This window comes from Litorivita sp. NS0012-18, assembly GCF_040371945.1.
GTDB lineage: Bacteria > Pseudomonadota > Alphaproteobacteria > Rhodobacterales > Rhodobacteraceae > Litorivita.
In genome coordinates this window covers 205,084-221,758 of record NZ_BAABWS010000001.1, presented here as the reverse complement: position 1 = coordinate 221,758, position 16,675 = coordinate 205,084, and the positions used below count along the sequence as shown (strand labels likewise).

Genomic DNA, 16,675 nt, shown 5'->3' with positions numbered 1-16,675 from the left:
CGCTAGACCAAACGGTCTAGCGCGGTGTTTTCTTCGCTCAGCCCAAAAGCTCATGGGCCAGTTCGAGCGATTGGACCAAACGGTCTACTTCCTCGAAAGTGTTATACATGCCGAAGGACGCGCGGCAGGTGGCGCTAACCCCGTAAAACTCCATCAAGGGACCGGCGCAATGATGCCCCGCGCGCACGGCGACGCCCTTTTTGTCGAGAATGGTCGAGATGTCATGGGCATGGGCCGCCCCCGCCATGGTGAAGGAAAAGATCGCCGCCTTGCCCTTGGCGCGCCCCTGCAGCATCAGGAAATTGCGCCCTTCGAGTTGCTCGGCGGCATAGCGCGCCAAAGCAGCCTCATGGGCGGCGATGTTTTCCATGCCGATCCCCATCATATAGTCGAGCGCGACGCCCAAGCCGATGGTTTGCACAATCCCCGGCGTGCCCGCTTCGAATTTCATCGGCGGATCGGCATAGCTCACCGTCTCTTTGCCCACCTCGCGGATCATATCGCCGCCGCCCATAAAGGGGCGCATCTGGGCCATGCGTTCTTTGCGCACAAAGATCGCGCCCGATCCGCTCGGCCCGTAGAGCTTATGGCCGGTGATGGCATAAAAATCACAACCGATCTCTTCGACATTGACGGGCATATGCACGGCCGCCTGACTGCCATCGACCAGAACGGCAATGCCGCGTTTGCGCGCCTCGGCGCAGACCGCTTTTACATCAACTACGGTCCCTAGGACATTGGAAAGATGAGTAATTGCAATCAGCTTGGTGCGCGGCGTGATGGCGTCGATGATCTTTTGCGCCTCCAGACTGCCGTCCATCTCGCAATCGACCCAATTGAGCGTGACCCCTTGGCGTTCGCGCAAAAAATGCCAAGGCACGATATTGGCGTGGTGCTCCATGACGGTGAGCAAAATCTCGTCGCCCGCCGACAGGTTCGGCATGGCCCAGCTATAGGCGACCATATTGATGCCCTCGGTGGTGCCGGAGTTGAGGATAATCTCTTCCTCATCGCGCACGCCCAAGAACCGCGCGATGGTGCCGCGCACGGATTCGTATTTTTCCGTCGCGATGGTCGAAAGCGTGTGCAAGCCTCTGTGAACATTGGCATATTCATGCGAATAGGCATTGGTGATCGCATCGATCACCACCTGCGGCTTTTGCGCCGAGGCACCATTGTCGAGATAGGTCAGCGGTTGCCCGTTCACCTCGCGCGAAAGGATGGGAAAATCAGCGCGGATATCTTGGATGTTCATCCTGCAAATCCTTTATAGAGCGATCCGATGACGGATAGAAAAACGACGGCGCCGAGCGCCACGCCGAAAATCGTCAGCAAGAAGGTCACGACGGCTTGGCCGATGTGGTCGAACCCATGGGCGACCTTGATAAAATGCAACGTGATCCACAGCGATAGACCCCAGATGGCGAGCAGCGCAAGCTGTGCCAATGCGGGAGCCAGATAGAGCAGCGCGATGACGATAAAGCGGCTGAGCAGGGTCAGGAATTGCAACCATGTCAGCGCGGCGAGCATATTGCCCAAATCGGCGCTGCCGCCGATCATCCGCCCGACCCAAGTCAGCAGGAAAATCAGAACCACAAAGACCCCGCCCGACACCAGCGTCATCAGCATCGGTGCATTGAGCATGCGCATCAGGTCTTGCAATTCGGCCGGTTGCCCCGCCATGTCGGGCGGCGCAGGGGTGAGCAAGACCGCCGCCAAGACATTCAAAACGATGATCAGGGCAAAGGCGCTCCACAGCACGTCGCGCGAGAGTTTGAGCGCGAAAATCCGCGCTGCAGCGGCGGAAGGGTTGGATAAGCTTTGCTTGATAAGGCTTTGAATAAGTGCGCTATTCATGGGGCTTTGCCTCGGCCTCGATCAATCCCAACAGATAGATGCGCAAAAACCCGAGCAAGGCAATCAGCCCGACGATGGTCGCTCCGGTGCCCGTGCCGATGAACCCGCTGACAAGGCCGTTGAGCAAGAACAGAGGCGCCGAGGCCAAAAGCGCCCAAAACAGCGCCAGCCGCGCCGAGAAAAAGCTGCCCTGCCCGCCAAAGGCGCGCGCGATCACATGGCCAAGCGCCGCAAGCACGTAAAGCAGGACCGGCGCGATGAACATCCATGCGACCCCTGCCCCCGTCAGCCGCCCGCCAAGCGGGATCGACGGGTCGAGATGGGCGTCGCGCGCGGCCACCGGCCAATGGGCGACCCAAACCATGAGGCAGCCAAGGATCAGCGTCACCAAAGCATGCACCTCATCGGCACCGGTCAGCCGCCGGCGCAGCACCGCGCGCGGGGCGCGGTAGCTGGCAAGGATATCGGGGATCAGCGCCATCAGCCGCGGCGCCGTTCCAACCACGCCTCAAGGCGGTTGCTGATCTCTTCGGCCAAAGCCGGATCCTCGATCTCTTCGACCGCTTCGGCAAGGAAGGACAGGGTCAGCAGGTCGGTCGCCGTGCCTTCGGGGATGCCGCGCGCGCGCAGGTAAAACAGCGCGTCCTCGTCGATCGCACCAGAGGTCGACCCATGCGAGCAGGCCACGTCATCGGCGTAGATTTCCAACTCGGGCTTGGCGAGGAACTGGCTGTCTCCATCCAGAAGCAGCGATTGGCTGATCTGGTAACCGTCTGTTTTCTGGGCATCTTCCTTGACCAAAATCTTGCCTTGGAAGACCCCGACGGCGCCATTGCGCAGGACCTTTTTGAACACCTGACGGCTTTCGCAATTGACCGCATCATGGGTGATAAAGACCGTATCGTCGTGGTGAAATTCGCCATCGCCAAGCGCCGCACCGGCGACATGGGCCATCGCATCATCGCCGGTCAATTCGATCACGCATTCATTGCGCGTCAGCACGCCATTGGCCGTCAGGGTGAAGCTTTTGAAGGTGCTCTCGCGGCCAAGGCGCGCGAAAATATGCGTGGCGGCGCGGCGGTCGTGGTCGCGCCCTTGGGTGCGCACGTGGTGGAAACGCGCGGTGTCGGCGATCTCGACTTCGAGCACTTTGTTAAAGCGCGCAGCGGCCGGACCATTTTCCAAAAGCGTCAGCTCGGCCCCCTCTTCAAGCTTCACAACATGGTGGAGGACCGCATCGGAAGTCTCTGATTCGTGGACATAAATCAGACTGACGGGTTTGGAGGCCTTGCCGCTGACGCGGATCACCACGCCGTCGCTGGCAAAGGCCGAATTGAGCGCGGCGAGCGGGCGTTCGACAGGATTTTGGCCGTTGCTTTCGAGCGCGCCATAGAGGTCTTTGGCCCAATGGATGTCGGTTTGCGCCACATCGGCGAGGCGCTCGATGCTGACGCCCGCAAGGGTCAGGTCATCCGAAGCCGCCGCATCAAACACCCCGTCGCGAAACACGATTTTGATGCGGTCGAAGCCGTCAAACATCGGCGTTTCGTCCTGCACAAACACTTTGGCAGGCACCGGCGCGGCATCGGTGAGCGTGTCGGGGCGCGTGTATTTCCAATATTCATCGCGGCGCGCGGGCAATCCCATCGCGGTCAGCCGCGCAAGCGCCTCCTTGCGCAGCGCGGTGATCCAATCGCTGCCCTTGGGCATATCAAGCACGGCAAGCCGCGCCTCGGTGGCGGTCTGTTTGGCGAGAGGCGCGGCCATTATGCATGCTCCTCAAGCAGATCGGCGTAGCCGTTTTGCTCGACTTCGAGCGCCAGTTCCGGACCGCCGGTTTTGATGATGCGGCCATTGGCCATGATATGCACGACATCGGGTTTGATGTGGTCAAGCAGGCGCTGGTAGTGGGTGATCACCAAAAAGCTGCGCCCCTCGGAGCGCAGGGCATTGACCCCTTCGGACACCAGTTTCATCGCATCGACGTCCAAACCGGAATCGGTCTCGTCAAGGATGCACATTTTCGGCTCGAGCATCGCCATCTGCAAGATTTCATTGCGCTTTTTCTCGCCGCCGGAGAATCCGACATTGACCGGACGTTTGAGCATGTCAGCGTCGATCTTGAGGGTTTTCGCCTTCTCGCGGATCACTTTGAGAAACTCTGCAGCGCTCATTTCCTCTTCGCCGCGCGCTTTGCGCTGTGCGTTCACGGCGGTGCGCAGGAAGGTCATATTGCCCACGCCGGGGATTTCGACGGGATATTGGAAGGCCAAAAACAGCCCCGCCGCCGCACGCTCTTCGGGCTCCATATCGAGCAGGTCCTCGCCGTCCAGCGCGGCCTCGCCGCCGGTGACCTCATAGCCGTCCTTGCCCGACAGAACATAAGAGAGCGTCGATTTGCCCGACCCGTTCGGCCCCATGATCGCATGGACTTCGCCCGCGCCGATCGTCAGGTCGACACCTTTGAGGATCTGCTTGTCCTCGTCTTCAAGTTTGACCTGTAGGTTTTTGATTTCCAACATTTTATCGTCCTTTGTCCTGTGTTCGGGCGCGCGCCCTGTTTGTGCGTGGCCGGCCGGTTTTAGGGGCGCGACATCAATTCTACGATCTGCAATAGCCGCTCGGGCGGAATTGCCATCGGGGTGATTTCAAACCGCGCCATACGGCCGGCATAGGTGGGGGCGCCGAAATACTCTTCGACGACATGGTATTGTTTGCGCCGCTTGTAATCGTCAAACAGCAGCGTGAGCGGTTTGGCGGTGCGAAACGCGGTGGCCAAGGCGCATCCGATGCGAAACCGGCCATCGACCAAAACCACATCAGGTTGGCGAAACTCCTTGAGGTCCCAAACCTGCAGCGGGTAGCGCGCATAGCGGTCCCAGCCTTTGGCATTGCGTGGGAAGCCCCATTCCTTGGTCGGGCCGATATCGGACCAGATGACATCGACCACGGTGCCCTTGGCGGGCGGGTTTTGCTCCAGATAGGTCCGCATCATCTGCGCCCAGTCCAGATCGCTTTCGACGGAAAACACCGTTTTGTCAGTGAGTTCCGAGGCGAGGATGGTGCTTCCGCCGGAGCCGTATTCCAAGATCACATCCGCCGCCTCATAGAGCGCGCGCACCAAATCCGCCTCTGCCTCGGGCAAAGTCAATTCGGGGCGCGCGATGCGCTCTTGGGGGGCGGACTGGCTCATGCGGCCTGCCCCGATATGGCGCAAAACAGCGTCACGCGATCACCACCGCCGTGCCCGAGGCAGAGACCATCAACATCGAATTTCCGACCACCTCATAGTCGAGATCAACGCCCGCGACCGCATTGGCACCCAGCTGCGCCGCGCGCTGCTCCAACTCGTCAATCGCGGTCTTGCGCGCATCGGCCAGCTTGCTTTCATAGGCGCCCGAACGCCCGCCGATGATATCGGTGATCCCTGCGAACAGATCGCGCACCACATTGGCGCCCATGATCGCCTCGCCGACGACGATGCCCTTGTAATCGGTGATTTTATAGCCCTCGATATTGGGCGTTGTGGTGGTGATCATCGCGGCCTCCGCAGCTTAACCAAATCGCAATCGTTTAGGATCGGGGTTTAACCCACCGATCCTTCGAGAGAAATCGCAACCAACTGCTGCGCTTCCATGGCGAATTCCATCGGCAGGGCTTGCAAGACATCCTTGCAGAACCCGTTGACGACCAAGGCCACGGCCTCCTCTTCGTCCATCCCGCGGGCGCGGCAATAGAAGAGTTGTTCGTCATCCACCTTGGAGGTGGTCGCCTCATGTTCGACGCGGGCCGAATTGTTCTTCACCTCGATATAGGGCACCGTATGCGCCCCGCATTGATCGCCGATCAAAAGGCTGTCGCATTGGGTATAGTTGCGCGCGTTCTTGGCCTTGGGGTGCATCGAGACAAGGCCGCGATAGGTATTTTGCGCCTTGCCCGCCGAAATGCCTTTCGACACGATGCGGCTTTTGGTGTCGCGGCCCAGATGGATCATCTTGGTGCCGGTGTCGGCCTGCTGCATATTGTTGGCGATGGCGATGGAGTAAAACTCGCCTTGGCTCTCATGGCCGCGCAAGATGCAGGAGGGGTATTTCCACGTCACGGCAGAGCCGGTTTCGACCTGCGTCCACATCACCTTGGCGCGGTCGCCGCGGCAATCGGCGCGTTTGGTGACGAAGTTATAGATGCCGCCCTTGCCCTCCTCATCGCCAGGATACCAGTTTTGCACCGTGGAATATTTCACCTCGGCGTCTTCCTCGATGATGATTTCGACCACGGCAGCGTGAAGCTGCGCCGTGTCGCGTTTGGGCGCGGTGCAGCCTTCAAGGTAGCTGACGTAGCTGCCCTTGTCGGCGATGATCAAGGTGCGCTCGAACTGTCCGGTATTTTCGGCATTGATGCGGAAATAGGTCGACAGTTCCATCGGGCAGCGCACGCCAGGGGGCACGTAAACGAACGAGCCATCCGAAAAGACCGCCGAGTTCAGCGTCGCATAGAAATTGTCCGACACGGGCACGACCGAGCCGAGGTATTTTTTCACCAGTTCGGGATGCTCGCGGATCGCCTCGGAGATCGAGCAAAAGATCACGCCGGCCTTTTTCAATTCGGCCTGAAAGGTGGTGCCGACCGAGACGCTGTCAAACACCGCATCGACGGCGACCTTGCGCCCTTCGGCTGGCATGTTTTCCGCGCCCTCGACGCCAGCCAAAATCATCTGTTCTTTCAAGGGAATGCCAAGCTTTTCATAGGTCGCCAAGAGTTTCGGATCGACCTCGTCCAAGGATTTGGGCTTCACTTCCATGCTTTTGGGGCGGGCATAGTAATATTGCTTTTGGAAGTCGATTTTCGGGTAATCGACCATGGCCCAATCGGGCTCTTCCTTGGTGAGCCAGCGTTTGAAGGCCTCCAGCCGCCAGTCGAGCATCCACTCGGGCTCTTCGTTCTTCGAGGAGATCAACCGCACGATATCCTCATTGAGGCCCATCGGCGCATAGTCCATCTCGATATCGGTTTCCCAACCGTATTTATAGGCGCCGCCCACTTCGCGCACGGCATCGACCGTCTCTTGATCAACGCCTTCTTTTACCTGTGGTTTGTCTTGAACGGTCATCTCGGTTTCCTGTTCGCATTCTGGCCCGATCTCATTGGCGGGCGGTGTCCTTGGGTGCGCCCGTCAATTTGGGGCGCGCGTTGATCTGTTATGGCCTACTTGGCGTTTGGGGCCGCGCTCGGCAAGCCCCCTATTTGGAGTTACGCGGCGCGCGCGCGGTGTTTGTTATGCGCGGCGATCCACGCGGCGGCAAAAGCGTCGACCTCGGCCTGTGTTGTTTGCGGCCCGAGCGAGACGCGGATGGCGCTGGCGGCTTCGCTTGCGTCATAGCCCATGGACAAGAGGACGCGGCTGGCTTTGACCTTGCCCGAGGAGCAGGCGCTGCCTGCGCTGATGGCGAAACCGGCCAGATCCATTTGCATCACCTGCGTCTCACCCTTCCATTGCGGGGTCAAAAGGCAGGTGGTGTTGGGCAAACGCTTGCCGCCCTTGCCGACAACGACCGTATCGGGGGCGGCCTCGCAAATCCGCGCCTCCAGCCGGTCGCGCAGGGCCGCAACGCCGTCCCAAACGCCTGCCTCCAGATCGCGCTGCGCCGCTTGAGCTGCGGCGGCGAAGCCCGCGATTCCAATGATATTTTCCGTGCCGGAGCGTCGGCCCATCTCTTGCCCGCCGCCCTTGATTTGCGCGGCAATATCGGTGCCGCGGCGGACCACCAAAGCGCCGATCCCCTTGGGGCCGCCCAATTTATGCGCCGAAATCATCGCCATCTGGCACCCCGCCCAATTGAAGGCCAGCGGCAGTTTGCCAAACCCTTGGGTCATATCCGACAAAGCCAGCCCCTCGGGCAGGGTTTGCAAAATGCCGGTTTCGGAGTTTGCGATTTGCAAGGCAGAGTTTGCAGTTTCGCTCACCGTCACCTGTCCGTTGGAATCGCAAGGCAATTCCCCCTTGGACCACGCCAGAACCGCATCATGCTCGACCCCTGCCGCTTGCAAATCGCGCCCTGCCATGGCCAATGCGGCGGCCTCGGTTGCGCTGGAGGTAAAGATCACATCCTGCCCGTCGGCGCCAAAGGCGCTGGCGATCTGGCCGCGCGCCTTTTCGATCAAGGATTTCGCAGCGCGCCCCTCGGCATGAACCGAAGACGGGTTGCCGCATAGGTCCATCGCCGCAATCATCGCGGCGCGCGCCTCATCTCTCAAGGGCGTAGTTGCGTTATGATCCAAATAGATACGGGTCATTCTTCATCCACGACATCAAAGAGGTTCGGCACCGCAGGACAGGGCACCAACCCATTGCCCACCACATCGGACAGCCGTGTTTGATGCAAATAGACATAGACATGCGCCGAAAGCCCCTGCCACAACCGGTTGGTGACCGATTGCGCGCGGCTGCCGGATAGGGCGCCCGAGGCCCCCGCGCCTTTGTGCATGGCGTCAATCGACTCGTCGACCGCGCCCAAAACATCAACGACGCGAATCTCTGACGCGTGGCGCGCAAGGCGATACCCGCCCCCCGGACCGCGCACAGAGGCGACCAAACCGGCCCGCCGCAGCTTGACGAAAAGCTGCTCAAGATAGGGCAAGGAAATATCCTGCCGCTTGGAGATATCCCCAAGTGTGACAAGCGCATCGGAGGGTTGCAGCGCAATATCAGCCAGCGCAACCATCGCATAGCGGCCCTTGGTGCTCAATTTCATGCCGCCACGCCCCCCTTTTCAAGCGTTGAATTGATTGACCTTTCAGACAGCAGGCCTTATCTGCCTACTCTCAGGCCGCTTGCGTTGGCCTGTTTAGAATAGTTCTAAGGTGCCTTACTGAATTCGTCAAGAATTTAGAGGCTTCCAAAGTTGGAGACAAGGACAGGCGATGCCCGAGGTGATTTTTCCCGGCCCCGAGGGGCGACTTGAAGGCCGTTATCACCCCCAAAAGGAAAAGGACGCGCCGATTGCGATCGTGCTGCATCCGCATCCGCAATTTGGCGGGACGATGAACAACAAGGTCGTCTATAACCTGCATTACGCCTTCTACAACATGGGCTTTACCGTGTTGCGGTTCAATTTCCGCGGCGTCGGCCGTAGCCAAGGCGAATATGATCAGGGCGTGGGTGAATTGTCCGATGCGGCCTCGGCGCTCGACTACCTGCAATCGATGAACAACAATTCGAAACATTGCTGGGTCGCGGGCTTTTCCTTTGGCGCGTGGATCGGGATGCAATTGCTCATGCGCCGCCCCGAAATCACCGGTTTTGTTTCGGTCAGCCCGCCCGCCAATATGTATGATTTTTCCTTCCTCGCGCCCTGCCCCGCGTCGGGTTTGGTGATCAACGGCACCGCCGACCGCGTCGCGCCGCCCGCCGACACCACCGCCCTCGTCAACAAGTTGCACGAGCAAAAAGGCATCACCATCACCCATCAGGAAATCGAAGGCTCCGGCCACTTCTTTGAAGAGCCGCACCTCGATACGATGATTGGCAATGTGTCCGATTACGTCAAACGCCGTTTGACCGAAAACAGCAGGTAAGCCCATGGATCGCCTACTGATTTTGGCCGATGATCTGGCCCAAGATGTGATCGAGGCCGCCGAGGCCATGGGCGACGATACGTTGATCGAACAGATCAACAAAATGCTCGAAGCCTCTTCGTCGACCATGCAAGAGGCCTATATGTCCTCGGTGCGCGCGCGCATCGCCGAGACCCGCGCGCGCAATTTCCTCGAAGGGCGGCTGCGCAAAGCGGCGGCCGATCTCGAAGCGCAAGCCAAATCCGAAGGATGAGCCTGCTGCCCCAGATCGCCGCGCGTCTGGACGCGCAGATGGCGTTTCTGAACGAGGTGGACAAGCTCAAATCGGTGATGCGGGCGACCACGCTTTGCGATGGGACGCGGCGCGAAAACTCGGGCGAGCACAGCTGGCACATCGCGCTCTATGCGATGACATTGGCCGAACACGCTGGGCCCGATGTCGATATCGCGCGCGTGATCAAAATGCTGCTCTTGCATGACATCGTTGAAATCGACAGCGGCGACAATCCGATTTACGGCACTGTCAATCAGGCGCAGGTCGAAGCCGAGGAAGAGGCCGCTGCCTTGCGAATTTTCGGCCTTCTCCCGAGCGAACAGGCCAGAGAATTCATCGGCTTATGGCGCGAATTTGAAGCTGCAAAGAGCGCGGATGCGATATTTGCAAAGTCGTTGGACCGCTTCCAGCCACCCAATCAGAACCTTGCCTCCGGCGGCGGCAGCTGGGCCGAATATAACGTGCAGTTCGACACGATCGAGAGCCGCGTCGGCAGTAAGGTCGCGCGCGGCGCGCCGCGTCTTTGGGCCTATATCGCGCCAAAAATCCAAGCGTGGTTCGCGCAAAACCGCTAATCCCTATTTGGCTTTGCGCTTTTTCTCTTCCTTGACCTTCACGGCCAGATCGCGGGCGATGGAAAAGGCGCCTTTGATCTTGTCACTGTCCTTGGCCCAATCGCGGCGCACGATGATCTTGTTGTCTTTGACCTTGGCCATGCCGCGCTGGTCTTGGATGAATTCCACGAGGCCTTGCGGCGAGGCAAATTTGTCATTGTGGAATTGGATCGTGGCGCCCTTTGGCCCGCCGTCCAGCTTCGCAATTCCGGCGCGTTTGCACATTTCCTTGATGCGAACAATGAGCAGCAAGGTGTTGACCTCTTTGGGCATTTTGCCAAACCGGTCGATCAATTCCGCGGCAAATCCTTCCATCTCCACCTTGCCTTGCAGCCCCGACAAACGCCGGTAAAGCCCCAAACGCACGTCAAGATCGGGCACATATTTCTCGGGGATCATCACCGGCACATTGAGGTTGATGCTGGGCGACCACGTGTCGCTCTCATCGGTCAGCGCATCCATATCGCCTGCACGAATGCGCGCGATCATATCCTCGAGCATAGATTGATAGAGCTCGTAGCCCACATCGCGCATCTGTCCCGATTGCTCTTCGCCAAGCAGGTTGCCCGCGCCGCGAATATCGAGGTCCTGACTGGCCAGCGTAAAACCGGCGCCCAGCGTGTCGAGGCTGCCCAGAACGCGCAGGCGTTTTTCGGCGGCGGGCGTCAGTTTTTGCCGCGGCTTGGTGGTCAGATAGGCATAGGCGCGGGTTTTCGAGCGCCCAACGCGGCCACGGATTTGGTAAAGCTGGCTGAGCCCGAACATATCGGCGCGGTGGACCACCATCGTATTGGCCGTGGGAATGTCGAGACCGGATTCGACAATGGTCGTCGCCAAAAGCACGTCATATTTGCCGTCGTAAAAGGCGTTCATGCGGTCATCAAGCTCGCCCGCCGCCATCTGGCCATGGGCAACCACGACGCTGACCTCGGGCACATGCTCGCGCAAAAAGGCTTCGATTTCAGGAAGATCAGAGATGCGCGGCACCACATAAAAGCTTTGCCCGCCGCGGTAATGTTCGCGCAGCAGGGCCTCGCGGATGGTGACGGCATCAAACTCGCTGACATAGGTGCGAATGGCCAATCGGTCGACGGGCGGCGTGCCGATGATCGACAGATCGCGCACACCGGACAGCGACAATTGCATGGTGCGCGGGATCGGCGTGGCGGTCAGGGTCAGCACATGAATGTCCGAGCGCATCTGCTTGAGCCGCTCTTTATGGGCGACGCCGAAATGCTGTTCTTCGTCGATGATCAGCAACCCGAGGTTTTGAAAGCGGATGGATTTGGCCAAAACCGCATGGGTGCCGACCACGATATCGACCTGCCCGCGCGCCAATCCCTCGCGGGTTCTGGCGGCGTCCTTTGCGCTCACAAATCGCGATAAGGGGCTGACATTAATCGGAAAACCTCGAAATCGCTCGGCGAAGCTCTTGTAATGTTGCCGCGCCAGCAATGTCGTGGGCGCAATCACCGCGACCTGCACGCCGGTCATGGCGGCGGCAAAGGCGGCGCGCATCGCCACCTCGGTTTTGCCAAAGCCCACATCGCCGCAAATCAACCGGTCCATCGGGCGCCCGCTTGTCAGGTCCTCCATCACATCGCTGATGGCGCTGAGTTGGTCATCGGTCTCGGTATAGGGGAAGCGCGCGGAAAACGCCTCCCATGCGTGGTGCGGCGCCTCGAGCGCAGGCGCGCGGCGCAGGGCGCGTTCGGCCGCGACACGGATGAGCCGTTCGGCCATCTCGCGGATGCGCTCTTTGAGACGGGCTTTTTTCGCCTGCCAAGCGCCGCCCCCGAGTTTGTCCAAAAGCCCCTCGTCATGGCCGTATTTCGACAAGAGTTCGATATTCTCGACCGGCAGGTAAAGCTTTGAATTTTCGGCGTATTCAATGGTCAGACATTCATGCGCCGCGCCGATAGCGGTGATCACATCAAGGCCAAGATAACGGCCGATGCCGTGATCCACATGGACCACCAGATCGCCAGGGCTGAGCGCCTGCGCTTCGGTGAGGAAATTCTCGGCGCGGCGCTTTTTGCGCGGCGCGCGGATCAGCCGGTCGCCCAAGATGTCTTGCTCGGCGATGACGGTCAACCCGTCGGCCTCGAAGCCTTGCTCGAGCGCCCAAACCGCCAGATGCAGCCCGTGTTTGCCGATCCGCCCCGCATGTGCGACGCTGACAGCCCCCATCAGGCCTTCGTCTTCGAGCAGCCCTTCGAGCCGCTCGCGCGCGCCCTCGGAATAGGAGGCGAGCAGCACCGGACCCGCCGCCATCTTCGCATTAATATGGTCTTTCAACGCCCCGAAAAGGCTCAGGTTTTCTTGAAGCCGCTCGGGCGCAAAGCTGCGCCCGATGCGCCCGCCCGCGTCGATAACATTGGGGCCCGAGGCCTGCGGCAGCGGCGAGAAGCGCAAGAGGCGGCGCGCGGCGACTTGGGCCTGCCATGCGGCGTCATCAAGATACAAAAGCGCGGGCGGTACGGGTTTATAGACGCTATCGCCGCGCCGCTTGCCGTCAAAGGCGATTTTGCGGGTCTCATATTGGTCCGCCACGCTGTCCCATCGCGACACTCGGGCGGCGTCGAGTTGGTCGTCAAGGGTGATGCTGGCGCTTGGCAGATAGTCAAACAGCGTCTCGAGCCGTTCGTGGAAAAACGGCAACCAATGCTCGACGCCTTGATGTTTGCGCCCTGCCGAAACGGCCTCGTAGAGCGGATCATCGGTGCCCGCCGCGCCAAATTCGATCCGGTAGCTTTGGCGAAAACGGGTGATGGCCGCCTCGTCGAGGATCACCTCGGAGACGGGGGCCAATTCGATCGCGTCGAGCTTTTCTGTGGTGCGCTGGCTGGCCGCATCAAAGCGGCGCGCGCCGTCGAGCGTATCGCCAAAGAGATCAAGGCGAACTGGCCCCTGCTCGCCGGGTGCATAGATGTCGATGATCCCGCCGCGAATGGCATAATCCCCAGGTTCCAAGACGGTGGGCGCCTGAGAAAACCCCATACGGGCCAAGAAGTTACGCAAGGCGCCTTCGTCGATGCGGCTGCCGACGCGGGCGGTAAACGCGGCCTCGCGCAAGACCTCGCGCGCGGGGATATATTGCGTGGCGGCGTTGAGCGTGGTGAGCAGGACAAACTGCGCCGGCATGGCATGGGTCAGCCCCGCCAGAACCGCCATCCGCGCCGCCGAAATATCGGCATTGGGCGAAACGCGGTCATAGGGCAGACAATCCCATCCGGGAAATTCGAGCACCGGCATATCGGGGGCAAAAAACGCCAAGGCCGCGCGCATCGCCGCCATACGTTTGTCATCGCGCGCGATATGCAGCACCGGCGCGCCGGTTTTCTCGATCTCGCGCAGGATCAACCGCGCGTCATAGCCTTCGGGCGCGCCGCCGACCTTGATATGTTGGGTCTCGCTCATCTGGGGTCTTTGCGGGCTGCGGCGGGTTAAATGGCGCCAAGGTTGAGGTTTTGCAGCATCCCAAATAGGGCGGTGACGAAAATGGCAACCATGCCGATGGCTTGGGTCGCAATCCGGTGCATATGCAAGCGGCGGTAAAGGTCGGGTCCGGTCAGTTCGCGCAGGTGGATCGAGCGCGCGGTATGCACCGAAAGCGCGCCCACGATGGTCACCGGAAAGGCCAACAAAAACACCGCTTGGGCAAATTCATTATCGTAGAAAAAGCCCAAAGTCGCGAGGGTCGTGAGGATGAAAAACACAAAGCCGGTGAGCAAAAGACCCGAGATTTCAGAGATATAGAGGATGCGGTTCACGTTGATGCGAACCAAGGTTTCGAAATCATCCATCGCCGCCCCACCATGGCGGCGCGCCCGCATCACCAGATCCCAAGGCACGCCCAAAACATAATGGCTTGCCGAGGACCAAACCACGGCAAGCGCAATCCAATACCACAGATTGGAAAAGCTGCGCATATCGATCAGCTCGAAAACGGTTTGGTGCAGGTTCAATGCCTTGCCTTCATGCTCGCGCCGCTTGCCTGCGGCTATGTCTCGCTTTTGCGTCTGCGGCGCCGGCTTTGGCCGCTTTGGAACCGTCATAGCGCCGCGCGCGCGCAATTCCTAGACTTGTGATGCGTGAAATTCCGTGGCACCTCTTGGCCTCGTAATATTGAGGAGCCTTTGCCATGCGCCCGACCCAAGCCCCCTTCCCGCTCACCCGTTTGCGCCGCACGCGGCAAAGCCCAGCGGTGCGCGCCTTGGTGCGCGAGAATTACCTTTCGGCGCAGGATCTGATTTGGCCGGTCTTTGTACGCGACGGCGAGAATATCGAAGAGCCGATCCCCTCGATGCCCGGCGTGATGCGCCGCTCGGTGGATCGTGTGGTCGAGGCGGCGAAAGAGGCCTATGATCTGGGCATCGGATGCATTTGCCTGTTTCCCTATACGGGCGCTGACAAACGCACCGCCGATTGCGCCGAGGCGTGGAACCCCGAGAACCTGTCAAACCGCGCCACCCGCGCGATCAAGGCGGCGCTGCCCGATATGGCGGTGATGACGGATGTGGCGCTTGATCCCTATTCGGACACGGGCCACGACGGGTTTGTGGTGGATGGCGAGATCATCAATGACGAAACTGTCGAAGCCTTGGTCAAGCAAGCCTTGGCGCAGGCCGAAGCGGGCGTCGATATCATCGGCCCGTCGGATATGATGGACGGGCGCATCGGCGCGATCCGCAAGGCGTTGGAAAACGGCGGGCACCGCAATGTGATGCTGCTGAGCTATGCGGCGAAATATGCCTCGGCCTTTTATGGCCCGTTCCGCGATGCGGTTGGCGCGTCGGGGGCGCTCAAGGGCGACAAGAAAACCTACCAAATGGATCCGGCCAATAGCGATGAGGCGATCCGTCTGGTGCAGCGCGACCTGTCGGAGGGCGCGGATATGGTGATGGTCAAACCGGGGATGCCCTATCTGGATATCTGCCGCCGTGTCAAAGACGCCTTTGGCGCGCCGACCTTTGCCTATCAGGTGTCGGGCGAATATGCGCAGATCATGGCCGCGGTGCAAAACGGATGGATCGACGAGGAGCGCGCGATGATGGAGAGCCTGATGTGCTTTAAACGCGCGGGATGCGATGGGGTACTGACCTATTTTGCCCCTGCGGCCGCGCGGGTTTTGAACGGCGTATAGCGGGCGATTTTCCGCGCAAGGGTCAGGGCCTGTTTTGACTTAGTGACAGGCCCGCGCCCCTGCGCTATAGTCATGCGCAATGACGCGCCCACAAGAGGCACGCAGCAACCCAAGACTTAGTTGAGGCACAGCAAAATGACACAACTCTCCAGACGCAGCTTTACGCTCGCCGCTCTTTCCGGCGTAGGCCTGACCGCTTGCGGCAATGGCGTTGGTTCCTCGGGGGCCGAAAAGGTCGACGCGCGGGTCGATGCGACCTTGAACCATATGTATAGCCGCTATCCCAACACCGTTGATTTGGCGAATAAATCCACCGGCATGTTGGTCATGCCCTTGGTGACAGAAGCCGGTTTCGGGATCGGCGGCGGTTACGGGCGCGGCGCATTGCGCGTCGGCGGCGTGACCGTGGATTATTACTCGGCCACCAAAGGCAGCTTCGGGTTGCAAATCGGCGCGCAGCAATATGCCCATGTGCTGTTTTTCATGACCGATGACGCGCTGCTCAAATTCCGCCGCAGCCAAGGTTGGGCCGCAGGGGCGGATGTGGAATATGTCTTTAACGATCGCGGCGAAAACGTCAAAGCCGAGACGACCACCGCGCTCTCGCCGATTGTCGCCATCGTCTTTGGTCAGGCGGGCCTGCATGTGGGGGCGACGGTCGAAGGGATCAAATACACGAGGATCATCCCGTAACCCACTACAAGGATTGGATTTTCAAAAGGCGCGAGCAAGGCTTGCGCCTTTTTTGTGCAAGGGCCATTTATCGGCGTTCAATGCAAGGTGAATTCGCCGACGACATTGCGCCACTCGCCTGGCGAGAGCATTTTGCGATGGTTGAAACGTACCGAATGCAGCGGGCCTTCGATCTCGGACTTCCAGAAATCGATGAATTTGAAAAGCCGCGGATGATCGGGCGCGATATCGTAGTCTTGCCAGATAAATGTATTTAAAACATGGGGATGGTCGGGCATATAGTAGAACATCTCGGCCACAGTCAGCCCATAGCCCTTTAGCATCAATTCGGTTTCGGACATCTGCATTTGTCTCTCCTTTTGACTTGCTCTGCCTCTATGCTGCCACATGCAAATTACTTTTCAATAAAAACAGTATGTTATCACTGGTTCGGGGCGGCTGCTAATGGGGGGCGCGCTCAACCATTGCACCCTATATCCTGCCTCTGTTATAGTCGGGCCAACAAAATATAGTGAC

Annotated in this window: 18 protein-coding genes; 5 read left to right on the top strand and 13 right to left on the bottom strand. The window is 59.7% G+C overall.

The window, feature by feature from the left end; genetic code table 11:
- Nucleotides 1-37: 37 nt before the first annotated feature.
- The 10 genes from ABWV64_RS01085 to iscR form a co-directional block, all read right to left on the bottom strand.
- A complete protein-coding gene (locus tag ABWV64_RS01085; protein WP_353342414.1) occupies nucleotides 38-1,255 on the bottom strand; it encodes a cysteine desulfurase in 1,218 nt (405 codons plus the stop codon).
- Complete coding sequence (locus tag ABWV64_RS01080; protein WP_353342413.1) at nucleotides 1,252-1,857, bottom strand: YIP1 family protein; 606 nt, start codon at nucleotides 1,855-1,857, stop codon at nucleotides 1,252-1,254. The genes ABWV64_RS01085 and ABWV64_RS01080 overlap by 4 nt, the downstream gene beginning before the upstream one ends.
- On the bottom strand, nucleotides 1,850-2,338 hold the full coding sequence (locus ABWV64_RS01075; RefSeq protein WP_353342412.1) for a YIP1 family protein: 489 nt from the start codon (nucleotides 2,336-2,338) through the stop codon (nucleotides 1,850-1,852). The genes ABWV64_RS01080 and ABWV64_RS01075 overlap by 8 nt, the downstream gene beginning before the upstream one ends.
- Nucleotides 2,338-3,624: a Fe-S cluster assembly protein SufD gene (sufD, locus tag ABWV64_RS01070; RefSeq protein ID WP_353342411.1), complete on the bottom strand. Its 1,287-nt coding sequence runs from the start codon at nucleotides 3,622-3,624 to the stop codon at nucleotides 2,338-2,340. Before sufD ends, ABWV64_RS01075 begins: the two co-directional genes overlap by 1 nt.
- Complete coding sequence (gene sufC / locus ABWV64_RS01065) at nucleotides 3,624-4,379, bottom strand: Fe-S cluster assembly ATPase SufC (protein ID WP_353342410.1); 756 nt, start codon at nucleotides 4,377-4,379, stop codon at nucleotides 3,624-3,626. The genes sufD and sufC overlap by 1 nt, the downstream gene beginning before the upstream one ends.
- A gap of 59 nt (nucleotides 4,380-4,438) precedes the next feature.
- Entirely contained in the window at nucleotides 4,439-5,050 is a 612-nt protein-coding gene (locus ABWV64_RS01060) for a hypothetical protein (RefSeq protein WP_353342409.1), read from the bottom strand.
- Between the two features lie 31 nt (nucleotides 5,051-5,081).
- A complete protein-coding gene (locus tag ABWV64_RS01055) occupies nucleotides 5,082-5,396 on the bottom strand; it encodes a heavy metal-binding domain-containing protein (protein ID WP_353342408.1) in 315 nt (104 codons plus the stop codon).
- A gap of 47 nt (nucleotides 5,397-5,443) precedes the next feature.
- Nucleotides 5,444-6,967, bottom strand: coding sequence for a Fe-S cluster assembly protein SufB (gene sufB / locus ABWV64_RS01050; protein WP_353342407.1), 1,524 nt, complete (start codon nucleotides 6,965-6,967; stop codon nucleotides 5,444-5,446).
- A 140-nt stretch (nucleotides 6,968-7,107) separates the two neighbouring features.
- Nucleotides 7,108-8,151: a cysteine desulfurase family protein gene (locus tag ABWV64_RS01045; RefSeq protein WP_353342406.1), complete on the bottom strand. Its 1,044-nt coding sequence runs from the start codon at nucleotides 8,149-8,151 to the stop codon at nucleotides 7,108-7,110.
- Complete coding sequence (gene iscR / locus ABWV64_RS01040; protein ID WP_353342405.1) at nucleotides 8,148-8,609, bottom strand: Fe-S cluster assembly transcriptional regulator IscR; 462 nt, start codon at nucleotides 8,607-8,609, stop codon at nucleotides 8,148-8,150. Before iscR ends, ABWV64_RS01045 begins: the two co-directional genes overlap by 4 nt.
- A 169-nt stretch (nucleotides 8,610-8,778) precedes the next feature.
- On the opposite strand from iscR, the gene ABWV64_RS01035 reads away from it, so the two are divergent.
- Genes ABWV64_RS01035 through ABWV64_RS01025 form a run of 3 tightly spaced genes read left to right on the top strand, consistent with a single transcriptional unit; the run spans nucleotide 8,779 to nucleotide 10,281 of the window.
- Nucleotides 8,779-9,432 (top strand): alpha/beta hydrolase, encoded by a 654-nt coding sequence (locus ABWV64_RS01035; RefSeq protein WP_353342403.1) that lies wholly within the window; start codon nucleotides 8,779-8,781, stop codon nucleotides 9,430-9,432.
- A gap of 4 nt (nucleotides 9,433-9,436) precedes the next feature.
- A complete protein-coding gene (locus ABWV64_RS01030) occupies nucleotides 9,437-9,685 on the top strand; it encodes a hypothetical protein (RefSeq protein WP_353342402.1) in 249 nt (82 codons plus the stop codon).
- Nucleotides 9,686-9,699: 14 nt separating this feature from the next.
- Entirely contained in the window at nucleotides 9,700-10,281 is a 582-nt protein-coding gene (locus tag ABWV64_RS01025; RefSeq protein ID WP_353344440.1) for an HD domain-containing protein, read from the top strand.
- A 3-nt stretch (nucleotides 10,282-10,284) separates the two neighbouring features.
- Here ABWV64_RS01025 and mfd read toward each other — a convergent pair whose 3' ends face one another.
- A complete protein-coding gene (gene mfd, locus ABWV64_RS01020) occupies nucleotides 10,285-13,740 on the bottom strand; it encodes a transcription-repair coupling factor (protein ID WP_353342401.1) in 3,456 nt (1,151 codons plus the stop codon).
- Between the two features lie 26 nt (nucleotides 13,741-13,766).
- Nucleotides 13,767-14,288 (bottom strand): component of SufBCD complex, encoded by a 522-nt coding sequence (locus ABWV64_RS01015; RefSeq protein WP_353342400.1) that lies wholly within the window; start codon nucleotides 14,286-14,288, stop codon nucleotides 13,767-13,769.
- 176 nt (nucleotides 14,289-14,464) lie between these two features.
- Between ABWV64_RS01015 and hemB the strand changes: the two genes are divergently transcribed.
- Together hemB and ABWV64_RS01005 are read left to right on the top strand one after the other, a co-directional pair.
- A complete protein-coding gene (gene hemB / locus ABWV64_RS01010; protein WP_353342399.1) occupies nucleotides 14,465-15,466 on the top strand; it encodes a porphobilinogen synthase in 1,002 nt (333 codons plus the stop codon).
- Nucleotides 15,467-15,601: 135 nt separating this feature from the next.
- On the top strand, nucleotides 15,602-16,159 hold the full coding sequence (locus ABWV64_RS01005) for a lipid-binding SYLF domain-containing protein (protein WP_353342398.1): 558 nt from the start codon (nucleotides 15,602-15,604) through the stop codon (nucleotides 16,157-16,159).
- Between the two features lie 77 nt (nucleotides 16,160-16,236).
- On the opposite strand, the gene ABWV64_RS01000 is transcribed toward ABWV64_RS01005, so the two are convergent.
- On the bottom strand, nucleotides 16,237-16,506 hold the full coding sequence (locus ABWV64_RS01000) for an usg protein (RefSeq protein ID WP_353342397.1): 270 nt from the start codon (nucleotides 16,504-16,506) through the stop codon (nucleotides 16,237-16,239).
- Between the last annotated feature and the right edge of the window lie 169 nt (nucleotides 16,507-16,675).

Excerpts from the sequence above, each read along its gene's own strand:
- sufD (WP_353342411.1), bottom strand. The coding sequence starts at position 3,624 with ATGGCCGCGCCTCTCGCCAAACAGACCGCCACCGAGGCGCGGCTTGCC.
- ABWV64_RS01080 (WP_353342413.1), bottom strand. The coding sequence starts at position 1,857 with ATGAATAGCGCACTTATTCAAAGCCTTATCAAGCAAAGCTTATCCAAC.
- iscR (WP_353342405.1), bottom strand. The coding sequence starts at position 8,609 with ATGAAATTGAGCACCAAGGGCCGCTATGCGATGGTTGCGCTGGCTGAT.
- ABWV64_RS01000 (WP_353342397.1), bottom strand. The coding sequence starts at position 16,506 with ATGCAGATGTCCGAAACCGAATTGATGCTAAAGGGCTATGGGCTGACT.
- sufC (WP_353342410.1), bottom strand. The coding sequence starts at position 4,379 with ATGTTGGAAATCAAAAACCTACAGGTCAAACTTGAAGACGAGGACAAG.
- ABWV64_RS01035 (WP_353342403.1), top strand. The coding sequence starts at position 8,779 with ATGCCCGAGGTGATTTTTCCCGGCCCCGAGGGGCGACTTGAAGGCCGT.
- hemB (WP_353342399.1), top strand. The coding sequence starts at position 14,465 with ATGCGCCCGACCCAAGCCCCCTTCCCGCTCACCCGTTTGCGCCGCACG.
- ABWV64_RS01055 (WP_353342408.1), bottom strand. The coding sequence starts at position 5,396 with ATGATCACCACCACAACGCCCAATATCGAGGGCTATAAAATCACCGAT.
- ABWV64_RS01045 (WP_353342406.1), bottom strand. The coding sequence starts at position 8,151 with ATGACCCGTATCTATTTGGATCATAACGCAACTACGCCCTTGAGAGAT.
- ABWV64_RS01085 (WP_353342414.1), bottom strand. The coding sequence starts at position 1,255 with ATGAACATCCAAGATATCCGCGCTGATTTTCCCATCCTTTCGCGCGAG.
- mfd (WP_353342401.1), bottom strand. The coding sequence starts at position 13,740 with ATGAGCGAGACCCAACATATCAAGGTCGGCGGCGCGCCCGAAGGCTAT.
- ABWV64_RS01030 (WP_353342402.1), top strand. The coding sequence starts at position 9,437 with ATGGATCGCCTACTGATTTTGGCCGATGATCTGGCCCAAGATGTGATC.
- ABWV64_RS01060 (WP_353342409.1), bottom strand. The coding sequence starts at position 5,050 with ATGAGCCAGTCCGCCCCCCAAGAGCGCATCGCGCGCCCCGAATTGACT.
- ABWV64_RS01005 (WP_353342398.1), top strand. The coding sequence starts at position 15,602 with ATGACACAACTCTCCAGACGCAGCTTTACGCTCGCCGCTCTTTCCGGC.
- ABWV64_RS01075 (WP_353342412.1), bottom strand. The coding sequence starts at position 2,338 with ATGGCGCTGATCCCCGATATCCTTGCCAGCTACCGCGCCCCGCGCGCG.
- sufB (WP_353342407.1), bottom strand. The coding sequence starts at position 6,967 with ATGACCGTTCAAGACAAACCACAGGTAAAAGAAGGCGTTGATCAAGAG.